This window comes from Novosphingobium organovorum (assembly GCF_022832435.1).
Taxonomy (GTDB): Bacteria; Pseudomonadota; Alphaproteobacteria; order Sphingomonadales; family Sphingomonadaceae; genus Novosphingobium; species Novosphingobium organovorum.
On the sequence record NZ_JALHLF010000010.1, the window covers coordinates 39,802 to 65,144 of the forward strand.

General features: G+C 66.0%; 22 protein-coding genes. 7 read left to right on the plus strand and 15 right to left on the minus strand.

Features of this window, described 5'->3' with window-relative positions:
- Positions 1-6: 6 nt before the first annotated feature.
- The 4 genes from MTR62_RS04870 to malQ all read left to right on the plus strand — a co-directional run bounded on the left by MTR62_RS04870 (position 7) and on the right by malQ (position 5,615).
- Positions 7-762 (plus strand): uracil-DNA glycosylase family protein, encoded by a 756-nt coding sequence (locus MTR62_RS04870; protein ID WP_244017543.1) that lies wholly within the window; start codon positions 7-9, stop codon positions 760-762.
- A 202-nt stretch (positions 763-964) separates the two neighbouring features.
- Positions 965-2,737 carry a lytic transglycosylase domain-containing protein gene (locus tag MTR62_RS04875; RefSeq protein WP_244017606.1) on the plus strand — a complete coding sequence of 591 codons (1,773 nt, stop codon included), beginning with the start codon at positions 965-967 and terminating at the stop codon, positions 2,735-2,737.
- A 6-nt stretch (positions 2,738-2,743) separates the two neighbouring features.
- Positions 2,744-3,271 (plus strand): molybdenum cofactor biosynthesis protein B, encoded by a 528-nt coding sequence (moaB, locus tag MTR62_RS04880; protein ID WP_244017545.1) that lies wholly within the window; start codon positions 2,744-2,746, stop codon positions 3,269-3,271.
- A 343-nt stretch (positions 3,272-3,614) separates the two neighbouring features.
- On the plus strand, positions 3,615-5,615 hold the full coding sequence (gene malQ / locus MTR62_RS04885; RefSeq protein WP_244017547.1) for a 4-alpha-glucanotransferase: 2,001 nt from the start codon (positions 3,615-3,617) through the stop codon (positions 5,613-5,615).
- Positions 5,616-5,792: 177 nt separating this feature from the next.
- Here malQ and MTR62_RS04890 read toward each other — a convergent pair whose 3' ends face one another.
- The 9 genes from MTR62_RS04890 to dnaN form a co-directional block, all read right to left on the minus strand.
- The gene (locus MTR62_RS04890; protein ID WP_244017549.1) at positions 5,793-6,146 is read right to left on the minus strand and encodes a hypothetical protein; all 354 of its coding nucleotides are present in this window, start codon (positions 6,144-6,146) and stop codon (positions 5,793-5,795) included.
- Between the two features lie 181 nt (positions 6,147-6,327).
- Complete coding sequence (locus MTR62_RS04895) at positions 6,328-6,846, minus strand: hypothetical protein (protein WP_244017551.1); 519 nt, start codon at positions 6,844-6,846, stop codon at positions 6,328-6,330.
- A gap of 153 nt (positions 6,847-6,999) precedes the next feature.
- Positions 7,000-8,634, minus strand: a complete 1,635-nt coding sequence (locus tag MTR62_RS04900; protein WP_244017553.1) for an alpha-D-glucose phosphate-specific phosphoglucomutase — start codon at positions 8,632-8,634, stop codon at positions 7,000-7,002.
- Between the two features lie 430 nt (positions 8,635-9,064).
- Complete coding sequence (locus MTR62_RS04905) at positions 9,065-9,589, minus strand: hypothetical protein (protein WP_244017555.1); 525 nt, start codon at positions 9,587-9,589, stop codon at positions 9,065-9,067.
- 55 nt (positions 9,590-9,644) lie between these two features.
- Positions 9,645-9,986 carry a hypothetical protein gene (locus MTR62_RS04910; protein ID WP_244017557.1) on the minus strand — a complete coding sequence of 114 codons (342 nt, stop codon included), beginning with the start codon at positions 9,984-9,986 and terminating at the stop codon, positions 9,645-9,647.
- Positions 9,987-10,060: 74 nt separating this feature from the next.
- A complete protein-coding gene (locus MTR62_RS04915; RefSeq protein ID WP_244017559.1) occupies positions 10,061-10,669 on the minus strand; it encodes a helix-turn-helix transcriptional regulator in 609 nt (202 codons plus the stop codon).
- 830 nt (positions 10,670-11,499) lie between these two features.
- Positions 11,500-13,317, minus strand: a complete 1,818-nt coding sequence (gene lepA / locus MTR62_RS04920; RefSeq protein WP_244017561.1) for a translation elongation factor 4 — start codon at positions 13,315-13,317, stop codon at positions 11,500-11,502.
- A 32-nt stretch (positions 13,318-13,349) separates the two neighbouring features.
- A complete protein-coding gene (locus MTR62_RS04925) occupies positions 13,350-16,136 on the minus strand; it encodes an EAL domain-containing protein (protein WP_244017563.1) in 2,787 nt (928 codons plus the stop codon).
- A gap of 197 nt (positions 16,137-16,333) precedes the next feature.
- Positions 16,334-17,452 (minus strand): DNA polymerase III subunit beta, encoded by a 1,119-nt coding sequence (dnaN, locus tag MTR62_RS04930; RefSeq protein WP_244017565.1) that lies wholly within the window; start codon positions 17,450-17,452, stop codon positions 16,334-16,336.
- 266 nt (positions 17,453-17,718) lie between these two features.
- Between dnaN and MTR62_RS04935 the strand changes: the two genes are divergently transcribed.
- Entirely contained in the window at positions 17,719-18,087 is a 369-nt protein-coding gene (locus tag MTR62_RS04935; protein WP_244017567.1) for a hypothetical protein, read from the plus strand.
- Here MTR62_RS04935 and MTR62_RS04940 read toward each other — a convergent pair.
- The 6 genes from MTR62_RS04940 to MTR62_RS04965 form a co-directional block, all read right to left on the minus strand.
- Positions 18,057-18,584, minus strand: a complete 528-nt coding sequence (locus tag MTR62_RS04940; protein ID WP_244017569.1) for a M24 family metallopeptidase — start codon at positions 18,582-18,584, stop codon at positions 18,057-18,059. The genes MTR62_RS04935 and MTR62_RS04940 overlap by 31 nt on opposite strands.
- Positions 18,584-18,991 carry a GNAT family N-acetyltransferase gene (locus MTR62_RS04945; protein ID WP_244017571.1) on the minus strand — a complete coding sequence of 136 codons (408 nt, stop codon included), beginning with the start codon at positions 18,989-18,991 and terminating at the stop codon, positions 18,584-18,586. Before MTR62_RS04945 ends, MTR62_RS04940 begins: the two co-directional genes overlap by 1 nt.
- 88 nt (positions 18,992-19,079) lie before the next feature.
- The gene (gene fabG, locus MTR62_RS04950) at positions 19,080-19,844 is read right to left on the minus strand and encodes a 3-oxoacyl-ACP reductase FabG (protein ID WP_244017573.1); all 765 of its coding nucleotides are present in this window, start codon (positions 19,842-19,844) and stop codon (positions 19,080-19,082) included.
- Between the two features lie 29 nt (positions 19,845-19,873).
- Positions 19,874-20,473 carry an SAM-dependent methyltransferase gene (locus tag MTR62_RS04955; protein ID WP_244017574.1) on the minus strand — a complete coding sequence of 200 codons (600 nt, stop codon included), beginning with the start codon at positions 20,471-20,473 and terminating at the stop codon, positions 19,874-19,876.
- A 129-nt stretch (positions 20,474-20,602) separates the two neighbouring features.
- On the minus strand, positions 20,603-21,538 hold the full coding sequence (gene fabD, locus MTR62_RS04960) for an ACP S-malonyltransferase (protein ID WP_244017576.1): 936 nt from the start codon (positions 21,536-21,538) through the stop codon (positions 20,603-20,605).
- Positions 21,539-21,644: 106 nt separating this feature from the next.
- Positions 21,645-22,469, minus strand: coding sequence for an LD-carboxypeptidase (locus tag MTR62_RS04965; RefSeq protein WP_244017578.1), 825 nt, complete (start codon positions 22,467-22,469; stop codon positions 21,645-21,647).
- A gap of 58 nt (positions 22,470-22,527) precedes the next feature.
- On the opposite strand from MTR62_RS04965, the gene MTR62_RS04970 reads away from it, so the two are divergent.
- Entirely contained in the window at positions 22,528-23,985 is a 1,458-nt protein-coding gene (locus MTR62_RS04970) for a UDP-N-acetylmuramate--L-alanine ligase (protein ID WP_244017580.1), read from the plus strand.
- A 333-nt stretch (positions 23,986-24,318) separates the two neighbouring features.
- Positions 24,319-25,338, plus strand: a complete 1,020-nt coding sequence (locus MTR62_RS04975; RefSeq protein WP_244017581.1) for a DUF6976 family protein — start codon at positions 24,319-24,321, stop codon at positions 25,336-25,338.
- Positions 25,339-25,343: the final 5 nt, after the last annotated feature.

Sequence of the window (25,343 nt, forward strand, 5' to 3'; positions counted from 1 at the left end):
CCGAGGATGGATCAGCCTGCAAATTCCGACTTTCTGACCGACGTCACGGGCGCGCTCGAGTGGTGGAAGCTGGCGGGCGTCGACCTCGATTACCTCGACGATCCGATCGAGTGGCTGCGCGAGCCCGAGGACGCGCCGCAGCCCCCCAGCGAATGGCGCATCGCGCGCGTCGAAGCCGAAGCCCAGGCCCAGACCGAAGTGGCCGCCGCCCGGCTCGAGGCCGCGCAGTTCCCGACCGACCTCGCCGATTTCGCCGCCTGGTGGTGCCGCGAGCCCTTGCTCGACGATGGGCCGATCGGTGCGCGCGTGCCGCCATCGGGCAAGGCCGGCGCCGAAGCGATGGTCATCGTCGAGGCCCCCGAACCGGGCGACCGCGACAGCCTGCTGTCCGGCCCGCAGGGCGCACTGCTCGATGCTATCCTCACCGCGGTCGGGCTCGGACGCGAAGCGGTGTATCTCGCCAGCGCCTTGCCGCGCGCCAATCCGGTGCCCGACTGGGGCGAAGCCCGCGCGCGCCAGCTCGATGCGGTGCTGCGCCATCATATCGCGCTGGCCGCGCCAAGGCGGCTGTTCGTGCTCGGCGGCAACGTCCTGCCGCTTTTGGGCCACGAATCGCCGCAACGGCCTGCCGTTTCACAGGTTTTTAAGCATGAAGGGGCATCGATACCCTTGCTTGCCTCGTGGGGGCTTGCCTCGCTGCTGAACCAGCCGCGCGCCAAGCCGGTCTTGTGGAAGGCCATGCTCGACTGGATTGCCGCCTGACGGCGCACCGCGAGCACCAGACCCTGCGAGCGCGCGAGCATCGGGATCGACACGCTTTGGACATCGCATGAAGTTGGTCAGGGCCAGGATTTTATTCGGGGTACGCGACGTGGAACGGGATTCGCATTCGGCACGGCTCAAGTCGGCACGCGCTGGCATTGGACGCAAGACGGCATTGGCGCTGACGGCACTCGTCGGCACGATGGTCGGCGCGCAGGGCGCCCAGGCCAACAGCGCGGCCATGGACTATTTCCGCAACCGGGCGGACAATTCGGCCGTCCCCGCGCTCCTCAGCAGCACCGACCGCACGTTCTACCAGGCCTATTTCGCCGCGATCGACGCCAAGGACTGGAGCAAAGTGCAGTCGATGCTCGCCTCGCTGCCCGATGGCCCGATGGCGCAGGAAGCCCGCGCCGAATACTACCTCGCCGCCGGATCGCCCAAGATCGCGCTGCCCGACCTTGAAAGCTGGCTCGCGCAAGGGACCCAGCTCCCCGGAGCCGACCAGATTTCGCGCCTCGCCCAGCGTCGCGGCGCCACCTCTGTCCCCACGCTGCCCAGCGAACAGCAGTTCGCCCGCCTGCCCACGATCGCCAAGCGCGTCCTGCCTTCGAGCGTGAACGACGGGACGATGCCCGCCGCGGTTTCTTCGGGGATTTTCGATCGCATCAAGAACGACGATCCGGTCGGCGCACAGACGCTGCTCGACGGGGTCGACGCCACGCTCTCCTCGGACGCGCGGGCCGAATGGCGTGAACGCGTGGCGTGGAGCTACTACATCTCCAACCAGGACACCCCGGCCTACGAAATGGCGCAACGCGCCACGCAAGGCAGCGGCGCCTGGGTGGGCGAGGCCTGGTGGACCGCCGGGCTCGCCGCCTGGCGCCTGGGCGACTACGACGGCGCCTCGGACGCGTTCGAGCGCTGCGCCCGCGCGGCCAGCAACAACGAACTGCGCAGCGCCGGCTACTACTGGTATGCGCGCGCGCTGATCCGCGCGCGCCATCCCGAAAAGGCCGCACCCGCGCTGCGCCAGGCCGCCGCCAGCGACGAGACGCTCTACGGCATGCTCGCCGCCGAACAGCTCGGCATGAAGCTGCCCCAGCAGCACGCCGACGCCGATTTCTCGCACGCCGACTGGCAGCGCCTGCGCGCCAATCCCAATGTGCGCACCGCCGTCTCGCTGGCCGAGATCGGGCAGGACAGCCTTGCCGACGAAGTGCTGCGCCACGAAGCGCGCATCGGCGATGCATCGGAATACGGCCCGCTCTCGCGCCTCGCCCGCGATCTGGGACTACCCCAGACTCAGCTGTGGATGGCCTACAACGCCCCGCCGGGCGGCAAGCCCGATCCCGCCTCGCGCTTCCCCACCCCCGACTGGACACCGCGCGGCGGCTGGAAGGTCGATCCCGCGCTGGTCTATGCGCACGCTCTTCAGGAATCGGTGTTCCACACCGATGTGGTGAGCCCTGCGGGCGCCCGCGGCCTGATGCAGATCATGCCCGCCGCGGCGCAGGACCACGCCGCCGAACTGGGTGTCTCGGGCAACGCAAGCGACCTCAACAAGCCCGACGTCAATCTGGCGATGGGCCAGATCCACCTTCTCGCGCTCGATCAGGACCAGGGCACGCAAGGCCTGCTGCCCAAGGTCATGGCCGCCTACAACGCCGGTCCGGTGCCGGTGCGCCGCTGGAACAGCCAGGTCAACGACCAGGGCGACCCGCTGCTCTGGATGGAATCGTTGCCTTACTGGGAAACGCGTGGCTATGTGAACATCGTCATGCGCAACTACTGGATGTACGAGCGTCAGGCGGGCGGCGAATCCGAAAGCCGCATGGCTCTGGCGCAAGGCATGTGGCCCACGTTCCCCGGCCTTTCGGGGTCGAAGGCGGTGCGCATGGCGGCGAACGGGCGGCTTTCCAAGCCGCAGGACCTTCACACGCCAACCATCGAATTGGCGGACAGCCGGAACTGACACCACGTGGCCATCGATCTCGAGCGTACCTTCAAGCCGATCAACATTGCCCTCCTGACCATTTCGGACACCCGCGGACCGGAGGATGACACTTCGGGCGACATCCTCGCCGAACGGATCAAGGGCGCCGGGCACAAGCTGGCCACGCGCGCGATCGTGACCGACGACGTGATGCGCCTGACCAGCCGCCTCAACGACTGGATCGACGACAAGGGCATCGACGCCATCGTCACCACCGGCGGCACCGGCCTGACCGGACGCGATGTCACGCCCGAGGCACTCGACAAGATCAAGGACAAGGACATTCCCGGCTTTGGCGAGCTGTTCCGCTGGCTGAGCTACCAGACCATCGGCACCTCCACGGTGCAGAGCCGGGCGATGGCCGTGCTCGCGCGGGGCACCTACATCTTCGCGCTGCCAGGCTCCAACGGCGCGGTGAAGGACGGCTGGGACGGCATCCTCGCCGAGCAGCTCGACAGCCGCAACCGTCCCTGCAACTTCGTCGAGCTGATGCCCCGCCTGCGCGAAGTCTGACGCGCGGCCGGGGGCGCACGCTTCTCTCCCAAGACCCTGCTCATGAACGCAAAGAGACCCGTGCGCCCGGCGCGCGGGTCTCTTCTTTGCGCGGCGCGGACACGGCGCCCCGGCAGGCCCCGCCTGTGGGCAACCCTGAGAATAAGAACTTTAAAACATGTTCGCAGGCTGTGGATTTGCGCCGGACAACACGTGGACAGCCTGGGGATACCCTTGCGCGAACGACAGCTGCGCAATGGTGCAATCGGCAATTGCGAGCCTGCCCGTGCGCGGTTAGGCTGATGATGCTGCGCCGCACCCGCGCGCGCTGTCCGGCAGGCAACGCGCCGGCGGGAGACTTGCGATGGAAGCCTTGCACGAACTCGCCCAAGCGCTGGGCCTGTCCCGCCAGTGGCGCGATGTCGACGGGTGCGATCAGATCGTCTCCGATCGCGCGCTCCAGCGCATCGCCGCGGCCCTGGGCTACCCCGCCACCACGCCCGACGATATTGCCGCAAGCCTTGCCGCGCTGCGCACGCTGGCGGACGAACCGCCCGCCATGCTGGTCACCGAAGTCGGCCTTGCCATCCCGCTTCCCGCCAGCCTCAGCCACGTTCAGCGCCTCCTGCCCGATGGTTCGGTCGAAAGCCTGGCGGTAAGCGACGCCACGCTCCCGGCGTTTGACGAGCCGGGCTATCACGATCTCGTCATCAACGGCGAACCGGTGACGCTCGCCGTCGCCCCGCGCACCTGTCCGGGCCTCGCGGCGCTCCTCCCCGAGAACCGGCACGGCGAACGGCTGTGGGGCCCGGCGGTACAGGTTTCGGCGCTGCGCGGCGCCGTCCCGCGCCCTTATGGGACTCTCGCCGAACTGTCGAACGCGGTGCGCCTGTTCGCCGCGCGCGGGGCCGACGCGCTGGCGATCAACCCGGTCCACGCGCTTTTTGCCGGTGTCGGACAAGGCTACAGCCCCTATTCCCCATCGAGCCGCCAGCACCTCAACACCGCGCTGGCAGCCCCCGAGCTGCTTGGCCTGCCAGCGCTCGCCCTGCCCCCTACCCCCGACGCCGCGCTGATCGACTGGGAGCACGCGCTCCCCCAGCAACAGGCCGCGCTGCGCACGCTGTTCGCCGAACTCGACGAAGCGACCCGCGCCCGCTTCGAAGCCGCCTGCAAACAGGATGACAGCCTGCGCCGCCACGCGCTGTTCGACGCGCTCGACGCGCACTTTCGCGGCCATGGCCTCGCCGGCTGGCCCAACTGGCCCGAAGAGTACCACGATCCCGACGGCGAGGCGGTTGCCCGTGCCGCGGCGCGCAACCCCGAACAGGTGCGTTTCCACATGTTCACCCAGTGGCTCACTCGCGAAGGGCTCGCCGTGGTCCAGGCCGAAGCGCGCGCGGCGGGCATGGCGATCGGCCTCATGGGGGACCTGGCGGTGGGGGTGCACACCGGCGGATCGGACAGCTGGGGGCTGCGCGGCCAGATGCTCGAAGGGCTGACCATCGGCGCGCCGCCCGATCCACTTGGCCCGCTTGGCCAGAACTGGAACCTCACCGCCTTCTCGCCCGAGGGCCTGCGGCGCAGCGGCTATGCGCCCTGGATCGCGATGCTGCGTTCCGCTTTCGCCCTGACCGGCGCGCTGCGGATCGACCACGCCTTCGGCATGGCGCGGCTATGGGTCATCCCCGAGGGTGCGAATTCCGGTGAAGGCGCCTATCTGACCTACCCGTTCGAGGACATGCTGCGCCTGCTGGTGCTCGAAGCGCATCTGTCGAACACGCTGCTCGTCGCCGAGAACCTGGGCACCGCTCCGTTCGGCTTCCTCGGCGCGCTCGAACAGCGCCGCCTGCTCGACATGCGCGTGCTGTGGTTCGAGCGTGCGGGCGACGACGGCTTCATCGGTGCGGCCGATTATCCCGCCGATTCGGTCGCCATGACCGGCACCCACGACACCGCGACCGTTGCCGGCTGGTGGACCGGGCGCGACCTGGAATGGGCCCAGCAACTCGGCCGCCTGCCCGAAGGCACCACCGCGCAAGATGCCGCGGCAAAGCGCGACTGGGACCGCGGCCTGCTCTGGGCCACGCTCACCCACGATGCCGCCCCGCGCCCCGCGCCAGAGGACCCGGCGCCTGTCGTCGCGGCCGCCCTCGCCCACATCGGCCGCACACCTGCCGCGCTCGCCATCGCTCCGCTGGAAGATATCGTATGCGAAATCGAGCAGCCCAACCTGCCCGGCACGATCGACGAACACCCCAACTGGCGCCGCCGCATGCCCGCCCCGCTGGCGACGATGCTCGATGATCCCGCCACCCAGGAGCGCATCGCCACACTGGACAAGGCGCGCAAGAGCGGGACGTGAACAGCCCTCGTCATGCCCCTAAGGCGGACCCGGATCGAACCACACGCGAAGCCCCGCGCGCTGGCAACCGATCGCGGGCGAACCAGCGAACCTACGCTAAGAGCCCCATCAGTCACGCGCCATCGTCGGACGGTTCCGGCAATGCATCATGCCAGGCGGCGTGGACAAATTGCAGGCTCATGGGCATCGGTGACCAAACACGCCGAAGGCTTGCGTGATGGAGTTTGCTTTGGCATTCCAGCGCACCGACCATAGCGTCGTGCAGATCGCATCACCCCGTTGGATGTATGCCGAGCGATAGCCATCGGGGCCCGTAGGGCTGATCTCAAATCCGTTTTTCGCCAGCTCTGCGATAGCGATCTTCTCGACCGAACCGGCAGGGTATGCGGCTTTCACGCGCTGGTCGAAAGCCCTCTCCGCAACGCGAACATCGGCAGGAAGTCTGTCGGCAATAGGCGGCAGTGGCTGGTTCGAAGCACTGCTGCAAGCGGTCGCGAGGCCGACTAGCATCGTAATGAAGTGGTAGCGCATGGGCCATGGTATTGGCTGTGCCTTTGCGCCGCAATCAAGCAATGCGGCTGACGCGGGCAGGGGCGGAAAGGGGGAACTCATCGACGCGCTCTTGACCGCTCGCGGGGCAGGTCCACCAGTAAGCTTCACGGCCTGGCTGATTGCCCTTGGACGGCCAGTCGCGTTCCAGCTGACTGGCAACCTAGCCGCCAAAATCGCATGCGATCAGTCTTGCGATAGAATCGTCATCGAGATTCATGATCGCCTCGGCCAGCTGCGGGAGCCCCTTGGCAACCGCCAGCGCGGCAAGCGCCGAAATTGCCGTTGCCTCGTCCCAATCGTGATGCCGATGCCGGGCCACACAATCCGGCAGGCCTGTGATAGCCCGCGCATAGGCCGGGGCAAGATCGGGAGGAACGGCTGGCCCACGCCCCGCCACGCGCGCGACTTCGATGGCCGCAGGCAGTTGGAAAAACGAAAAGTCGATGGAATCGGGAGCCGCTAAGGCCATGGCCACGATATGCGGAACAGCCGCGTAGGAAGCATCGAACACATCCCCTTGATGGCACAGGCTGGACCAGAGCGTGAACCACGGTTCCCGGCCATTGCGCGGCTTGGAAGAGGTATCCCGCGACAGTTCAGCAAGCCGCTCAGGAATATCGGCGGCACCCCCGTAAGCGTGTGTCAGAGTTTTCCAGCGTGGATCATCAAGCCCAATCATGCAGCGCTTCCATGCGCTTGCCCCACACGCCTATCCTTGTGCAAACGCCTACGCCACATCCCCCGTTCGATGCGGCGAGCCAAGAGCAAGGACGAAGGCAGGCAGGGGCAAGGAATGTTCCCTTGCCCCTGCCTGCCAATCCCAGCGCGGCCGTCAGGTGATCACGTCGGGCGCCGTGCGACCGGTGTGCCCGGCAATGCCCGCGACCGCTTCGGCTGCAGCGATCTGTGCGGCCAGCATCGCAGAAGTATCGGCATCGAGGTCACCTGATGGGGGGACGAAGTTTTCGAGATAGACCCGCAAGGTGGCGCCAGCCGTGCCGGTGCCCGAAAGGCGGAACACCACGCGGCTACCGCCTTCGAACAGCACGCGGATGCCCTGATTGGCGCTCACCGAGCCGTCGACCGGGTCGGTGTAGGCAAAGCTGTCCGCGGCAGCGACCGTCAGATCGCCCAGCACGGTTCCCGCAAGAGTGGGAAGCTGCGCGACCAGTCCGGCCATAAGCGCATCAGCGCCTTCCTTATTGACCGCTTCATAGTCGTGGCGTGCGTAATAGTTGCGCCCGAAACGCGCCCAATGTTCTTTCGCCAGCTGGTCGACCGAAATGCCGCGCACCGCCAGGATGTTGAGCCACAGCAACACCGCCCACAACCCGTCCTTCTCGCGCACGTGGTCCGACCCGGTGCCGGCGCTTTCCTCGCCGCAGATCGTCACCATGCCCGCGTCGAGCAGGTTGCCGAAGAACTTCCACCCGGTCGGTGTCTCGAAGCAGGGGACACCCAGCGCTTGGGCCACGCGATCCGCCGCCGCACTGGTGGGCATAGACCGCGCGATGCCGGTCAGGCGACCGCGGTAGGCCGGTGCGCATTCGATGTTGGCCGCCAGCATCGCCAGCGAGTCCGAAGGCGTGATGAAGCGGCCGCGGCCGATAATGAGGTTGCGATCGCCATCGCCGTCCGAAGCGGCACCAAGGTCCGGTGCATCCGGGCCCATCATGAGATCGTAAAGGTCCTTGGCGTGAATCAGGTTGGGATCGGGATGGTGGCCGCCGAAATCCTCAAGCGGCTGTCCGTTGACCACGGTCCCTTCGGCAAAGCCGAGCCGTCCTTCGAGGATCGCGCTGGCATAAGGGCCGGTCACCGCGCTCATCGCATCGAAGCGCATCGTGAAGCCCGAGGCGACGACCGCGCGGATTGCCGCGAAATCGAACAGCTCTTCCATCAGGTCGGCATAGTCGGCAACCGGATCGATGACCTCGACCGTCATCGTCCCCACCAAGACAGAGCCCAGCGTGTCGAGGTCGATGTCGGGGGTGTCGATCGTGCGCCAGGCATCGATCGCGGTGGTCCGCGCGTAGATCGCCTCGGTCACCGCTTCGGGCGCCGGGCCGCCGTTGGCGATGTTGTACTTGATGCCGAAATCCTCGTCCGGACCGCCGGGGTTGTGGCTGGCGGAAAGGATCAGGCCACCGCTGGCCTTGTACTTGCGGATCACGTTGCTGGCAGCCGGGGTCGACAGGATGCCCCCCTGGCCGACGAGCACGCGCGCATAGCCGTTGGCCGCTGCCATGCGAATCGCCTGCTGGATCACCGTGCGGTTGTAAAAACGCCCGTCCCCGCCCAGCACCAGCGTGGGCGCTTCAGGCCTTTCGACGACATCGAAGACAGACTGGATGAAGTTCTCGGCATAGCCGGACTGCTGAAACACCCTCACCTTCTTGCGTAATCCCGATGTTCCGGGCTTCTGCCCTTCGAAGGGCGTCGTCGGCACAGTCCGAACTTGGGTCAAGTCAATCGTCTCCGGGCAAAGTCTGAAAATAGACAACCAGCGTCCTAAAAATGCGTTCCCACAAGGGGATGACACCTTTCAAATGACCTGCGCGCGACAATCACACAAGTGCGTTTGCAAAATTCCTATTTTGCGAGACACGACCTATCGCAGCAACAGGGCATTTCATCGCCGGAACTTGATAATGACGCGGCCGGAGCCGCTTTAGGGCCAGCCTGGTCAGATCAAGCGGCGCGCACTACTGGCTTGGCGCCTTGCCTTGCCGGTCCGCCAATGCCCCCCGGCCTAGGCCATCACCGATGCCCCGAGCACACCGTCGGGCCGGATGCGATCCCGCCTCCCGCTTTTCGAGAGCGAACAGTGGTCTGCTCCTTCATCCGGGGCCCCCGGCCGGGACCTGCCGGGTTAGGGCTGTCGCAAGCGCCGGAACTTAGGTCTTGCGTTCACCCAGGCGCCAAGGCCCGTCCGGCGCGGTGCTTTCCCCTGCCCCGCTCTCGCGCCAGTCGCGCACGGAACCCGACCGCCCGTGGCGCCGCACGTAGGAACCAAGCCCCAGGGCGAGAAACACGACCTGCATATAGGAAGGCGTGATGGTCATCACGTCGTAGGCGTAGCGCACGGCGATCGCAGGAACGAGCAGATAGACATGCGCGATCACCGCAATGAGCTGCGCCGCAGCCATCCACAATGGATAGACGCGGTTCGCATAGAGCGCGATCACACCGAAATCGGCAAGCATCACGAGGTCGATCGCGAAATGCCCCATATTGACTGCGCCAAACATCACCGAGCCATGCGCGGCCAGATGGTACAACCGGTGCACGAGGAACATCGCGACCATGAGCCCGGACAACAGCCGTTCAGGCGCGCCTCCGCGCAGCATCGCGAAGACGAACAGGAGCGCGAAGGAGAGCACTTCCAGGTCGCTCTTGAGGTCAAGGAGCAGAGCAATCATCGGCGGGTTCCGCACCGCCGGGAGCGCCCTGCCCCCATGATGACCCAGTGGAGTGTCAGGCGCTCAGGCGCAGTGTTTCCACCGAGGCGTCGCGCACGGCCTCGCTCGGGCAGGTGCCATCCTCGTCGTCGATCGCCTTGACCTCGCGGCCGATCCCCAGAAGCTCGCGGTGGACCCGCAGCATGTCGCTCTGCCCGGTGAGCAGGGTGCGCTGCGTGCGCGCCAGACGCAGCAGGGCGGATTGCCCGGTATAGACCGCAAGCCCTTCCGCCTGCCGCGCCAGAAGCATCGATTCCATCAATCGTGTGGAAGCCAGCAGCGCCGCGTCGAGCGACTGTTCGGCTTCGGGAAGGTTGCGCGCGATCCGCGCCGCGGCGTTTGCAATGGTCATGGTCATAGTCGTGCCCCTTGACGCCCGGCTCGTTCGCGGCGCCCGTTTTTATCGGTGGGGGAAGCGGGAAGCCCACCGGGTCAGCCCAGATCACTCAACGCCCGCAGGACGCCAAGGCCGACGATCATGACCAGGAGCATTCCCCCTGCGATGATCACGATCGCCGCGATCCGGCTCAGCCCGGCATTGCTGCCATCGAGCACTTCCGGGACGATGGGCGGCTGCGTCTCTGCAAAGCGCCAGGGGCTTCGCGCATCGAGCGATGCCACGGAGCCGATGAGGTACGATTCGCCGCCACCGTCCTGTTGGTCACGCTGACGCGCCATCAGGCCGTGCGACACCTGAGGAATTTGCGGTGCAAAAATCTTACTGCTGATAGAAAGCGCCGGTTCGTCGGGTGCCGTCTCGGCCTCCGGCCCGCCCTGTACGAATTTCCGGTAAACCCGTGCCAGTTCGGCGCGCGGTGGATTGCCCGTACGCGCCCGCACGGCCTCGATGCGCTGGTTGACCGCGCTTTCGGAAATGCCCAGCTCGAAAGCGATCTCCTTGCTGGTGAAATTGTCCGCAACGAGACCGAGAACTTCGTGCTGTTTATCCGTCAACTTCTCGAAAACACTGGAATATTCTTCAAGAATATCACGTTCCACCACAGGCTTGGCTCTTTCGTTCACACTGGCGTCGGCCTTCATCGTGCCGATCGCACGTTCCCGTCAAAGCGGGACACCTCCAGACTGGCCGCACAATGCGCCCGCTCGCTCTCCACCTGGTTAACGCTTATAGCACATAATTCATGCGATGCCGTGACTCACGACACGAACCGTGCCGGTTTTTTGCAGCTGTAACAAAATTACAGCTAACAACCGAAAATGCATCTAATACGACGCAATCGCACGGATATTCGAAAATCGCAGGAGCGCCCCGGCCTTAAGCGTGGCGGTCTGTCCTTCGCGCGACATCCGGCGTCTTCGTTAACCCACCAGCCGTCACGCCCCCCCGTGAAGCGCACGTATGGGTAAAATTACGTATTCTATGATGGGGTGCCGTTCTGCGAGCCCGTTTGGGACGGTCTCCGGGAGGGCATTTTCGTGACGGCACCGGCCCACGCCCGCCCCGCCCGAGGGGCAACTTGACGCGACATGGCCACCCCAAAAATGGAAAGGCCGCAAATGGAAAGGCCGGACTCACGCGGACTTCGTCCACGCCGCCCGGCCCATCCACTAGAGCGGTTTTCGATCAGACTGCATCCGATCGACCGCCCCAAACCCTTGTTTTAACGCATTTTCTGAACCGTCAGGTAATTCCACCTCACTGGAAAATGCTCTAGTGGATTGATTTTGACATTTGCATCCTCTGGCGGCTGGGATGGGCCTGCACATGTCAAAATCGTAAAATCCACTAGAATCAAACAAATGTTAGTGGTTCGCCACGGATCAGAGACCCCCCGTGCCACAGGGCCGACAGGCGCCGCCGCCCATGGCCCCAGGCGCGCCCTTGTCCCAGCCAGGCGCCCGAAAAGGGCCTATTCCTCGCCCATGCGCAGTGCGGCGATAAAGGCCTCCTGCGGAATCGACACATTGCCGTATTCGCGCATCCGGGCCTTGCCCTTCTTCTGCTTTTCCAGAAGCTTCTTCTTGCGGGTAATGTCGCCACCGTAGCACTTGGCGGTGACGTCCTTGCGCATCGCGGCGATCGTCTCGCGCGCGATGACCTTGCCGCCGATCGCCGCCTGGACGGGGATCTTGAACAAGTGACGCGGGATAAGCTCCTTCAGACGCTCACACATGCCGCGTCCGCGTTCCTCAGCGACCGAGCGGTGAACGATGAGCGAGAGCGCATCGACGGGCTCGGCGTTGACGAGGATGTTCATCTTGACCAGATCGCCTTCGCGCAGGCCGATCTGCTCGTAATCGAAGCTCGCGTAGCCACGGCTGATCGACTTGAGGCGATCGTAGAAATCGAACACCACTTCGTTGAGCGGCAATTCATAGGACACCTGGGCGCGCCCGCCGACATAAGTCAGGTCGGTCTGGATACCGCGACGGTCCTGGCACAGCTTGAGGATCGCGCCAAGGTATTCGTCGGGGGTGTAGATCGTCGCCTTGATCCACGGCTCCTCGATCATCTCGATGCGGTTGGGATCGGGATAGTCGGCCGGGTTGTGCAGCTCGATGGTCTTGGCATCCTCATTCTTCGAGTGCGAGAGCTGGATGCGATAGACGACCGAAGGCGCGGTCGTGATAAGGTCGAGATCGTACTCGCGGCTGAGCCGCTCCTGGATGATCTCGAGATGCAGGAGCCCGAGGAAGCCGCAGCGAAAACCAAAGCCGAGCGCGGCGCTGGTTTCCATCTCGTAGCTGAACGAGGCGTCGTTGAGGCGCAGCTTGCCGATCGAATCGCGCAGTTTTTCAAAATCCGCCGCATCGACCGGGAAGAGACCGCAGAAGACCACCGGCTGGACTTCCTTGTAGCCCGGCAGCGGGGTTGAGGCGCCCTGCTTGACGGTGGTGATCGTGTCACCGACCTTGGCCTGTTCCACTTCCTTGATCTGGGCGGTGATGAAGCCGATCTCGCCCGGTCCCAGTTCGGGCAGGTCGATGCGCTTGGGCGTCATGCAGCCCACCCGGTCGATCAGGTGCTCGGTCCCGCCTTGCATGAACTTGACGTTGAGCCCCTTCTTGATGACCCCGTCGATGACGCGCACGAGAATGACGACGCCAAGGTAGGGATCGTACCAGGAATCGACCAGCATGGCCTTCAAGGGCGCATCGCGCTCGCCCGTGGGCGGCGGGATCTTGGTAACGATAGCCTCGAGCGTTTCCTCGATGCCGATGCCCGCCTTGGCGCTGGCCAGCACCGCCTCGGAAGCATCGATGCCGATGATGTCCTCGATCTCGGCGCGCACCTTCTCGGGCTCGGCGGCGGGCAGGTCGACCTTGTTGATGACGGGCACGATCTCGTGGTCGTGCTCGATCGACTGGTAGACGTTCGCCAGCGTCTGCGCTTCCACCCCTTGCGCGGCGTCAACCACCAGCAGCGCGCCTTCGCAGGCGGCGAGGCTGCGGCTGACTTCGTAGGCGAAGTCGACGTGCCCCGGCGTGTCCATGAGGTTTAGCTCGTAGGTAAGCCCGTCCTTGGCGGTGTAGTTCAGGCGCACGGTCTGCGCCTTGATGGTGATCCCGCGTTCCTTCTCGATGTCCATGTTGTCGAGCACCTGCGCGGACATTTCGCGCTCGGTCAGGCCGCCGGTATACTGGATCAGGCGGTCGGCCAGGGTGGACTTGCCGTGGTCGATATGGGCAATGATCGAGAAATTTCGGATCAGGGAAAGGTCTGTCATGATTTCGCCGTTAGCAGCGGTTTGGCGACCTGTCAGCCTGCCTTGCGCAAGGTGCGGACATCATTTTCATCGCGGCGTCCCGGCGCGCTGAAAACCACCGCGCCATTACCATCGAGTTCAAGCGCTTGCGCGAATTCCACCCCCATGCGGTCTTCGCGGCTCCAGCGCGTGCTGGCAATCATGACGTGATCGGCCGCAAGATGCACGCCAAACTGCGTGCCCACCGGCACGTTCCACAAGCCCTCGATCATCGCGCCCGTCTGCGAGATGTTGCGGATCGTGCCGTGATAGACGTGGCTGCCGTGTTCGAGCACGACCTTGCGCAGCATCGTCTGGCGCGGCGCGCGCGCCGAACGCGGCCCGCGCGCAACCGCCTCGAGCCCTTCGGCCAGCCGTTCCTCGACCCCCTGCACGCTGAGCGGCTTTTCGTAGATGTAGCCCTGCACATGGCTGCACCCCAGCATCCGCACGAGGTCGAGCTCGTCGAGCGTCTCCACCCCCTCGGCGGTGGTCTCCATGCCGAGCGCTTCGGCAAGGCTGACGATCGAGGAGATGATCGCGCCGTTGCGACTGCCCTTCTGCGTCGCCCCGCGCACGAAGCTCTGGTCGATCTTGATCTTGTCGAACGGCGCCTTCTTGAGATAGCCGAGCGAGGAATAGCCGGTGCCGAAATCGTCGAGCGCGAGGCGCACGCCGATCGCCTTGAGCGCCGAGAACATGCCCTCGGTCGACTTGTCCTCACCCAGGAACACGCTTTCGGTGATCTCCAGTTCGAGCCGCGAGGGGGCGATCCCGGCCGAGGCGATCGCGCTCGTCACGATGGCGGGCAGCGAGGGGTTGGCGAATTGCAGCGGCGAAACGTTGACCGCGCAGCGCACCGTATCGGGCCAGCGCGCCAGCTCCATGCAGGCGGTACGCAGCGCCCACTCGCCGATCGGCGCGACCAGCCCGGTATCCTCGGCGATCGGCACGAACTTGGCGGGCGAAATGTAGCCGTGGCGCGGGTGGTTCCAGCGCAGCAGCGCCTCGAACCCGGTGATCATCTCGGTCGTGGTGCGCACCTGGGGCTGGTAGACCAGCTCGAGCGACCCGTTGGCGATCGCATCGCGCAGGTCCTCCTCCATCTGCTGGCGCTCCTTGGCGTCCGAATGCAGATCGTCGTCGTAGAAATGGTGGCGCCCGCGCCCGCCCCCCTTGGCCGCATAGAGCGCGAGATCGGCGTTGCGGATGATCTCTTCCGAGCTGGTCCCGTTTTCGGGGCAGGTCGAAATCCCGATCGAAGCGCCGATCACCACGCGCGATCCGTCGATCGAATAGGGCTGCGACAGGTTCTCGATGATCCGGCGGGCGAGATTGGCAAGCCCTTCGGTAACATGGCGACCGGGCAGGATGACCTGGAACTCGTCGCCACCAAGGCGCCCCACGCGCCCGTGCTTACCCACGGTCGAGCGCAGGCGGTCGGCAACCTGCTTGAGCAGCGCGTCACCGGCCGGGTGGCCCATGGTGTCGTTGACCTGCTTGAAACGGTCGAGATCAAGCAGGAAGACCGCGCAGGCCCGGCTCTCGATTCGCGGCGCGCTGAGGATCTTTTCCAGCCACTCGGACATGTGGAAACGGTTGGCCAGCTTGGTCAGCGAATCGTAGCGCGCCAGACGCGTGGCGTGCTGCTGCGATTTACGGGTTTCGGTAAGGTCGGTTCCTGACCCCCGAAAGCCCATGAAATTGTTGAACTGGTCCATCACCGGGCGGCCCGAGATCGACCACCAGCGCTCGTCGCCAACGCCCGTCGCCGCGCGCACCGAAAGGTCGCGAAACGAAGAGCGGGTCGACAGATGAAACACCAGCGTGCGCTCGTTCTCGCTTTCGTGCCCCTGAAGCAGGAACAGCGCGGACAGCGGGCGGCCAAGCAGTTCCTCGCTCGACTTGCCCAAGAGCGCGCAGATATGCGCCGAAACGTAAGTCAGCAGATTGCGCCGGTCGGTTTCCCAGAACCAGCCCTGCCCGGTCTGTTCGTACTCGTTGAGCAGTTCTTCGGCGCGGCGCTGCTCGCGCTCGCGCTCGACCCGGCGCTCGATCTCGGCGGCCACGTCCTGGCTGCGGCGAATGGCCAGGAACAGCCCGATCAGCGCCCCCGAGGCGAGCAGCAACAGCGATGTCGGCGTCCCGGCGATGATCCAGGCGCCGCCCCACAGCGCAATCGTCGCGACGATGATCGAGGTCAGCCGCCCTTCGAGCAGGACCGTGGCCATCAGGCTGAGGATCACGAAGCAGCTCGCCGTGGTTTCCCAGCCCAGCGCGGGGACCCGTTCGGTCCACAGCGCGCAGACGAAACCGAACACCGCAAGCGGTACGCCGATCGCCACGACCATCAGGACATAGCGCTTCCAGTCGGTGAACCCCAGGCGCTGCTCGACCTGGTAGAGCCGCGTGCCGGCCAGGCAGATGCCGAAACTGATCGCCAGCAACGCCCAGGACGAGGGCGTTGGCACGCTGCGCGAGACCAGCACCATCGTGGCCAGGACCGAACCCATGCAGATGACGATCAGCTCCCAGTTGGTGGGCAGCATGTAGAGCAGCGGATCGCTGGTTTGCGAAGGTGTCTCGGTGGCGATGGCAAAATCGCTCGACGGGGTCTTTGCGTCCGCCTTGACCACACCCGGCAGGCCTTTGCCAGCGCGCGAGCCGGTGCGACGATCGGCGGTTTCGCTGGCCGATTCGCGCGCGCGCGGTTCGCCCGGCGCCGCATCCGATGGCGGCGCATCGCGCCGTCCGGCGACCGATCGCTGATGTGTCCCCGGCCGCGAAGTGCCCCTGCGCACCCCCTTCGCCTCAGGACCAGGTCCCATTTTGCTCATGAAGCGCTTGTGCCCCAGAAGCGATTTCGAAACGGTTAAGTGACGTGGGCCAAGAGGGGCGTTTCGCCCAGTGCTTCATGCCAAACGACGACGGGCCGCAGGCGGATACCCCGCCTGCGGCCCGTCACGAAAAACCCGGCGCGCAAATCCGGTCTATGCGATCAGACGCGCATCGGCATCAGGACGTAGAGCGCGGGGCTCTTGTCGTTCTGGCGGATCAGCGTCGGCGCGCCGGCATCGGCCAGGTGCAGCTCGACCGAATCGCCATCGATCTGCCCAAGGATGTCCTTGAGATAATTGGCATTGAAGCCAATCTCGAAAGCGTCGGCGGAATAGTCCGCCGGGACTTCCTCGGCCGCCGTGCCGTTGTCCGGCGAGGTCACCGAAAGCGTGATGCGGTCGCTGTCGAGCGCCATCTTGACCGCGCGGGTCTTTTCAGTGGCGATCGTCGCCACGCGGTCGACGCCCTCGAAGAACGAACGCGGATCGAGCTTGAGCAGCTTGTCGTTCCCGGTCGGGATGACGCGGGTGTAATCGGGGAACGTGCCGTCGATCAGCTTGCTGGTCAGGATCACGCCGATCTCACCGCCGAGGGTGAAGCGGATCTTGCTCGCCGACAGGTCGATCAGGACCTTGCCGTCCAGCGCCTCTTCGAGCAGCTTGCGCAGCTCGCCCACGCATTTGCGCGGGACGATCACGTCGGGCATGCCATCGGCGCCATCGGGGCGCGCGATGGTGAATCGCGCGAGGCGGTGGCCGTCGGTCGCCGCGGCCTTGAACTCGTCCTCGGTGACGTGGAGGAAGATGCCGTTGAGGTAGTAACGGGTTTCCTCGGTCGAAATCGCAAAGCGCGTGCGATCGATCATCTGCGCCAGCATCGCGGCGGGAATTTCAAAGCTGGTGGGCAGCTCGCCCTCGGCGATGACGGGGAAATCGTCGCGCGGGAGCGTGGGCAGCTGGAAGCGGCTGCGCCCCGCCTTGACCACCAGACGGTTGTCGGCCGCATCGAGGCTCACCTGGCTGCCGTCGGGCAGCTTGCGGGCGATGTCGAACAGGAGGTGCGCCGACACCGTGATGGCGCCCGACTGCTCGACCGAGACCGCGTTCAGCGTCTCGACCACCTGAAGATCGAGGTCGGTCGCCATGATGCGCAGCGACGCGCTGCCCGAGGCTTCGATCAGCACGTTCGAGAGAATGGGAATGGTGTTGCGGCGTTCGACAACCGACTGCACGTGGCTCAGGCAACGCAGCAGCGTGGAACGTTCAATCGTGGCCTTCATAACAGCCTCAGGTCCCCTTTGGTCGGCCAGGGAATGCTTCGATCCCCAAAACAAGGACAAATATCTCTAGCGCGGCTGGGGCGCGCGGCAAGCGCGTTCTGCCCTGCTTTCGGTGAATCTGGGGATAATTCCGGGGGTTTTCGTGCTTTTTTCGCCGCGACTGCGCGATGAATTTGGTCTTGCACTGCAGCATGGAAGCGCCATGTTCGGCCCACCCCGCCATCGCGCGCCTGCCAGCCGCCCCCCAGCCAAGGGAACAAAGACCCGTGCCCAGCACCCTTCACATCATGCGCAAGGCCCCCAGCGGAGAGCGCCGCCCCATCGGCCTGCCCGAATGGAAGAGCGCGCTGGACCATTACGAGGACCTGCGCCTGGCGCACGGGGATGCGGAAAAGCTCAATCCGGTGACCCACGCGATCATCTCGCTGCCCAACCGCGGCGGCGATGCCGAAATCTGGCGCCCCGACTGCCAGGAGTGGCTGCGCGTGTTCTGGTATTCGCCCGAAGGCTACATCAGCTTCCCGGCCCCGGAGAGTGACCATAAGGAACACCTCCACCGCCTCAGCCTCGCCCGGAGCCTGGCGCTGCGGCTCGACGCGAAAATCTACGACGACGAGGGCAACGAAACCGACTGAGAGACGCGCTCGCGCGGGACATTTTCCACACCGCCCCGGCCATCGAGCCGGAAATACCCGCCTCCGGAACCCGATCCGGGACTGAGCGCGAACACGTAGTAGAGCACGCCGGGCTGCAGAGGCTTTGCCGCGACACGCGCAGAGCCAGGCCCGCCGTCAAAGACAAAGGGCTTTCCTTCAAGCGCCTGGCCGTAACGGACGGGAAATCCGGTGCGGCAGGGCTGGCTTTCCATGAACTGCGCCCAGAAAACCCCGCGAGCGACATCGGCCGCATCATCCCCCGGTTCGGCACGGGCAACGGCCCGGTCGACCGCCTCCACCGAAATCGCGTAAAGGCAATCGGGCCGGGTCAGCCAGCTTCCTTCAGGCACGAAGGCCAGATGGCCATCCTGGACGACGGCACGCAGATCATAGACAAACGAACACGAGCCGAGCGCGGACATCACAAGCGCGGCCAACACCAGGCGCATCGCGATACCTGTCGGCCGCCCGGCCATTAGCCGATCCGCTTTTCCATGCAGATCGACTGCGCGCGACCGACATAACGGCCGTAGGGCGCCGTTTCACGGTAGCCGTGCCGTTCATAGAAGGCGATGGCACGGGTGTTGACGCGGCGGGTCGACAGGCACAGCCGGGTATAGCCATCGCGCTCGGCAGCCCGCTGTTCGAGCGCCGCAAGCAGCGCTGCGCCGCAGCCCTGCTCGGCGTACATCCGCTTGATTTCGGCGGCCTTGTCCACCGCGTCAGGCGTGAGCGGGCGGTAGGCGCCGCAACCGATCACCGCTCCGTGCCCATCACGCGCGAGGAGCATCACCGCTCGTCCATCCGCAACATCGGCCGGATCGAACGAGGACGTGCCACCATCGCCGGTCAGCGCCCCGAGCACGGCCGAAAGGCGCGCCATGATCGCCCGAGCCTCATCGCAATACGGATCGCACGGTGCGATCACGATATCCCGGCTCCCGGCTTCGCAGCGCGCCTTCATCATCGGATCAGATCATCACCATGCCGCCGTTGACGTGCAGCGTCTGGCCGGTGACGTAGCCCGCTTCCTTCGAGGCGAGGAAGCACACCGCGCTGGCGATGTCCTCGCCTTCGCCCATGCGGCCCATCGGGATCCTGGCGTTGAGCGCTTCCTTCTGCGCATCGGGCAACACGTCGGTCATCGCGGTGCGGATGAAGCCGGGCGCGACGCAGTTGACGGTCACCCCGCGGCTGGCGATTTCCTGCGCCAGGCTCTTGGACATCGCGGTAATGCCGCCCTTGGCCGCACAGTAGTTCATCTGGCCCGGATTGCCCGTGGTGCCGACCACCGAGGTGATGTTGATGATACGCCCGAAGCGCGCCTTCATCATCGGCTTGGTAACCGAGCGCATCAGGCGGAAGGTCGATTCAAGGTTGATGCGGATCACCTGATCCCATTCCTCGTCCTTCATGCGCATCGCCAGGTTGTCGCGCGTGATCCCGGCGTTGTTGATCAGGATGTCGATCTTGCCCAGCGCCTCGAGGGCTGCGGGAACCAGCTTCTCGACCTGCTCGGCGTCCGAGAGGTTGCAGGGGATCGCGACGTGATCGACTTCCTGCGGCGCCTGCGGGGTGTGGGTGTCCAGCTCGTCGCGAAACGCGCGCAGCTTGTCCGCGTTCGAGCCCGATACCGCGAGGCGCGCGCCCTGTGCGGCCAGCGCGCGGGCGATCGACGAACCGATGCCACCGCTGGCGCCGGTCACGAGGGCGGTCATTCCGTGAAGGTCAAACATGCTCATTCCTTAAAATGTCTATCCGGGCCTCAGGACCCGGGCTTCCTGGCAAGGAACTGGACGACCGCCCCCAAACCCTGGTGGAAGGCCCCTTCGTTCACTTCGCGCACCGTCTCCGCCGCGTGAAGGACGTCCAGTCCGGCAAAATCGTTCAAGAGGTATTCGGCGCGCATCAGCATCGCCGCCTGATCGCCCTTCGGCCCGCCGCGTCCGGGCTGGGCGAGCGTGTCGGGGGTATAGGCCTCGAGCAGCAGCGTGCCGCCCGGCACCAGCGCGCGCACGGCGCGGGCGTGGACATCTTCGCGCAGCGCCGGGGGCAGGTGCGCGAAGATCGAGACGATGGCATCCCAGCGCCCCTCGCCCATGTCATACGTGGCCAGATCGGCAAGCTCGGTGGTGATCGCAACGCCGCGACTATCCGCCAGCGCGCGCGCCTTTTCGAGGCCCACCGGCGAGAGATCGACCGAGGTCACAGCAAAGCCCTGCTCGGCCAGCCACACCCCGTTACGGCCCTGCCCGTCGGCCAGGCACAGGCACCGGCCGGACTTGAGATCGGCAAAACGCTGGACCAGCCAGTCGTTCGGCTGCGTTCCATAGGCGTATTCGTCGGCGTAGCGCGCATCCCACATGAGAGCGTTCCTTCCTGTCCAATAGGCCTTGCGGCTGGCAGCTATAACGCCTTGCCAGAGGTTGACCAGTCCGAGGTTGACCGGCCGGTACGCAAGCATCGGCGCCCCGCGCCCCCCCGCGCGCCGTGCTCAGAGCGCCTTGGCGAGTTCCTCGATCTCGGCCATCGTCGAAGCGGTGGCGACGTTTACCTCGCCCGCCGAACGCTTGATCATCGGCCCCACGACCTTGCCACCCAGCTCGACGAAAGTATCGACACCAGCCGTGGCCATCGCGATCGCGCTCTCGCGCCAGCGCACGCGCCCGCACACCTGCTCGACCAGCAGCTTTTGCACTTGCGCCGGGTCGGTCACCACCGAAGCGGTGACATTGGCGTAGAGCGCGACGTTCAGCGTGCCTGGCGCGGTCTGCGCCAGCGCCTGCGCCATCGCATCGGCGGCGGGCTGCATCAGCGGGCAGTGGAACGGCGCGGAAACCGGCAGGATCACGCCGCGCTTGATGCCATGATCCTTGACGAGGCCGACCGCGCGCTCGATCGCGCCCTTGTGGCCCGAAAGCACGACCTGGCCCGGATCGTTGTCGTTGGCGACAGTGCAGACTTCGCCTTCAGCGGCCGCTTCGGCCAGCGCGGTGGCCTTCTCGATGTCGGCGCCGAGCAGCGCGGCCATGGCGCCCACGCCCACCGGCACCGCGGCCTGCATCGATTCGCCGCGCAGGCGTAGCAGGCGCGCGGTATCGGCCAGGCTGAAAGCGCCCGCCGCGCACAGCGCGGTGTATTCGCCCAGCGAGTGGCCGGCGACGTAATCCGCCTTGTCAGCGAGCGAGACGCCGCCTTCCTTTTCCAGCACGCGCAGCACCGCGATGGCGTGGGCCATGATCGCCGGCTGGGCGTTGGCTGTCAGCGTGAGCTGGTCTTCGGGACCTTCGGCCATGATCTTGAAGAGGTCCTGGCCGAGCGCGTCGTTGACTTCCTCGAACACCTCGCGCGCAGCCGCGCTGGCCTGTGCCAACTCCACGCCCATGCCCACTTTCTGGCTGCCCTGACCCGGAAAAACGAACGCACGCATCAGCAAAATCCTTTCGTCCCGCCCGTGTTGATCCTGTGCTGACGGGGAAAGCGGCAGCGCTTATTGCGCTTGAGGCCCAAGAGCAAGCCCCCGACGCGAGCCGCGCTCAGCGTTTGACGCCTGCGCCAAAGGGGACGATGCGGTTGGCGGCGTCGTGACCGATCGCGGCTTCGCCGAGGAAAGCGATCGCGTGCCGCGCGCACCAGTAGCGCGCGATCTCTTCGGCACTCGCCCCGAAGGGCCGGTCGTTTTCCGGCACCGCGCTGACCCGGCCGAGCCGGACCCCCGCCACCCCGCCAAGGTGCGCCGTCAGATGGAAGAACAGCCGGTCGACCGCGTAGAGATATTCCGAAACTTCCTCCAGCATGACCACGTGCCCGGCAAGGCCGGGCATCAGCCGCGTTCCCGCCAGCATCGCCAGCGTCATCAGATTGAAGGCGACGACGGGGTGTTTTTCCCGCGCCAGCGAGGGTTCGAGCGCCGCCTTGTCCTGCCCGCACAGCCAGCCCAGCGTGCGGCGCACCGCCTCCTCGCCACCCTCGCGCCGGATGTCGGCGAGCATCGGGGCGTGGACCGGCTGGCCGATATGCGCGCGGTAGAGCCCGCCCAGCAGATAGCCCGCGTCCGAATAGCCCAGGAACGGCTTGTCCTGTGCCGCTTGATCGAGCCGGGCCAGCGCCTCTTCGGCAATCCGGCAGGCCCCGTAGCCGCCGCGCGCGAACCACACCGCATCGCTGCCCGGATCGTTGGCGCATTCGAGCAAGGCGGCGAGGCGCTGCGCGTCCGACCCGGCGAAATGCCCCTCCTGGGCAAAGCACTGGTCGTGGACGACCAGCTCGATCTCGGGAAATTCGGCCGCCGCCAGCGCACGCACGCGCGCGGCGTCATCGGGGCCAATCGGGGTGGACGGTGCACAGACAGCGATACGCATGGTGATCCCCTTCCTATCCATGTTGTCATGGGCCGCAAGGGCGCATACCGATGCGCATATGACCGAGATTTCTCCGGCCGCCACGCCCGCGCCCGCCCCCACCCTCCTCAACCCGGCCGATCTGGCTGCACGCCCGTGGTTCTTCTGCGGCATCGGCGGGTCGGGAATGCTGCCGCTGGCGCTGATTCTCAAAGGCCACGGCGCCCGTATCGCGGGATCGGACCGCGGCCGCGACCAGGGCCGCACGCCCGAAAAGTTCGCCTGGCTCGAATCGCTGGGCTTCACGCTCTACCCACAGGACGGCAGCGGCATCACTTCTCCCGAGCAGACCCTCGTCGCCTCCGCCGCGGTCGAGGACACCGTGCCCGAAGTGGTGCGAGCCACAGAACTGGGCTGCGCGCGGATGAGCCGGGCGCAGCTGCTCGCCGCGCTGTTCAACGCCGCGCCCGAAGGGATCGCGGTGGGCGGTACTTCGGGCAAGTCAACGGTGACCGGCATGATCGGCTGGATCATGCACGAGGCCGGGCGCGACCCGACGATCATGAACGGGGCGGTGATGAAGAACTTCGTCGCCAAGGATGCGCCCTTTGCCAGCGCGCGCGTGGGCGCGGGCGACAGCTTCGTTTCCGAGGTGGACGAAAGCGACGGATCGATCGCGCTCTACCGCCCGAGCGTGGCCGCGCTGCTCAACGTCAGCCTCGACCACAAGTCGCTTGAGGAATTGCGCCAGCTCTTCGGCGACTTTCTCGCCCGCGCCGAAGTGGCCGCGATCAATCTCGACGATGCGGAAAGCGCCGGGCTGGCGCATCGCGCGCGCGCGGCGATCACCTTTGGCGTGACCAACCCGCACGTGCGCCTGCGCGCCGAGGACATCGTGCAAGGGCCGACCTCGCTCACCGCCACCGTGCGCGACCGGCTCGAAGGCCGTGCGCACGACCTCACGCTCCAGGTGCCGGGGCGGCACAACCTCTACAACGCGCTCGCCGCGATCGCCACGACCCACGCCGCCGGGGTTCCGGTGGCCGAAGCGGTCGCCGCGCTGGCGGGCTTCCAGGGCCTTGCCCGCCGCTTCGACATCGTGGGAACTTCGCCCGGCGGGATCACCGTGATCGACGACTTCGGGCACAACCCCGACAAGGTCGCGGCCACGCTCTCCACGCTAAAGGCGCATCCGGGGCGGATCATCGCCTTCTTCCAGCCGCACGGCTACGGGCCCTTGCGCCAGATGGGCCGCGAACTGGCGCAGGTCATCGCGCGCAAGCTGACCGCGCACGACGTCGCGATCCTGTGCGATCCGGTCTATTTCGGCGGCACCGTCGACCGCTCGCAGGGCAGCGAGCGCATCGTCGCGCTGATCGGCGAGGCGGGCGGCAAGGCCGAATACCACGCCGAGCGCGCGGCCTGCGCCGACCGGATCGTCGAACTTGCCCAGCCGGGAGACCGGATCGTGGTGATGGGCGCGCGCGACGACACCTTGACGGTGTTTGCAAAGGACCTGCTGGCCCGCCTCGCCTGAGCCCCGATCCCGCGCCGGTCGTGCTGCAGCGCACCACTTGCGCAGGTTCTAGCGGGCCACTCCGCACATATCCCGAAGGCACCGGAACGCAGGCTTAGCAGGCCCGCGGCTAGAGAGCTGCCCGTCACCTTCAATCGGGAGCGGATATGTCAATACCTGCGCAAGGTTCGCCTGTGTGGTCGCGACTGGCCTCTGGCGGCCTGTCTCGCCTCCAGACGAGTCACCTGGGCACGCAGATGCTCATCAAGCGGCTGGAACTCAGCCCGGCACCGCCGGCGGCAAAAGCCACGGAAATCTACAACTACTTCGTAAAGTGGGAGCGGTCCCTTGCAAATGAAGTCGCCCAACTCAATCGCCTCTGACGCCAACCCCATCAACGGGCTGATGCCCGTCGATGCGGTCGCGGACCTGATCCGCGCCGGCGCAACGCTCAGCCTTGCCGGTCGCAAGGCCGCGCTCGACCGCCTGCCAGCAGGCGCGTGGATCGCGGGCACCTCGCCCTACTTCATGACCGCCGAGGGCGGCCGCGTGGTGGACGACGACGTGCTGTTCGTCACCGACCTCGGCTCGATCGGCCCGGTCTCCTTCGCCACTTACGACGCGAACGAACTCGACCGGATCTCGGGCGATGCGCCCGACAGCGGCGTCGCGCTCGCGGTGATCCCGTCGGGCTCGATCTGCCACAGCGAATTCGCCAAGAACGCGGCAAGCTACCCGATGGCCTTCCTGCGCCCGACGGTGGGGTGGATCTCGGGCTACGACCTGTCGCAGGACGGCGAATGCGCCTGGGCCTACGACGGCCAGGTCGCCACCGCCTACAACGATCGCGTCGCGGTCGCGCACATCACCCTGCCCGAAGGCACCAACCCGATCATCGAGATCGTGAACATCTTCAGCGCCGATGGCGGTGACGTGATCCGTTTCGAGGAAACCGGCTTCACCCCCGGCACGTGCCTCGTCAACGGCGAGCGGCGGGTGTTCTCCGACTACATCGTCGAGCGCGGGCGCGAAGGCGGCGACCTGCCGCTGGTCGGCGACTTCGGCGGCGCGCGGGTCAACGCCTCGATCAAGAACGTCGACGTCAACGCGCGCACGGTGGAACTCTACGCCCCGGTCTTTCCCGGCGTCGACTATTCCTTCGCCGCGCCGGTGGCCGACTACGCCGCGGATTTTCGCGAAGCCCTGGCCGATCACCCGTTCGACGGCGCGGTGTGGTCGTGCAATTGCATCCTGAACTTCCTGTTCGGCCAGCTCGAAGGTGTCGCCATCGGCGGCGTGGCGGGTCCCGTCACCTTCGGCGAGGTCGCCTACCAGTTGCTGAACCAGACCATGGTCGTCATCCGCAAGGACTGATGGCG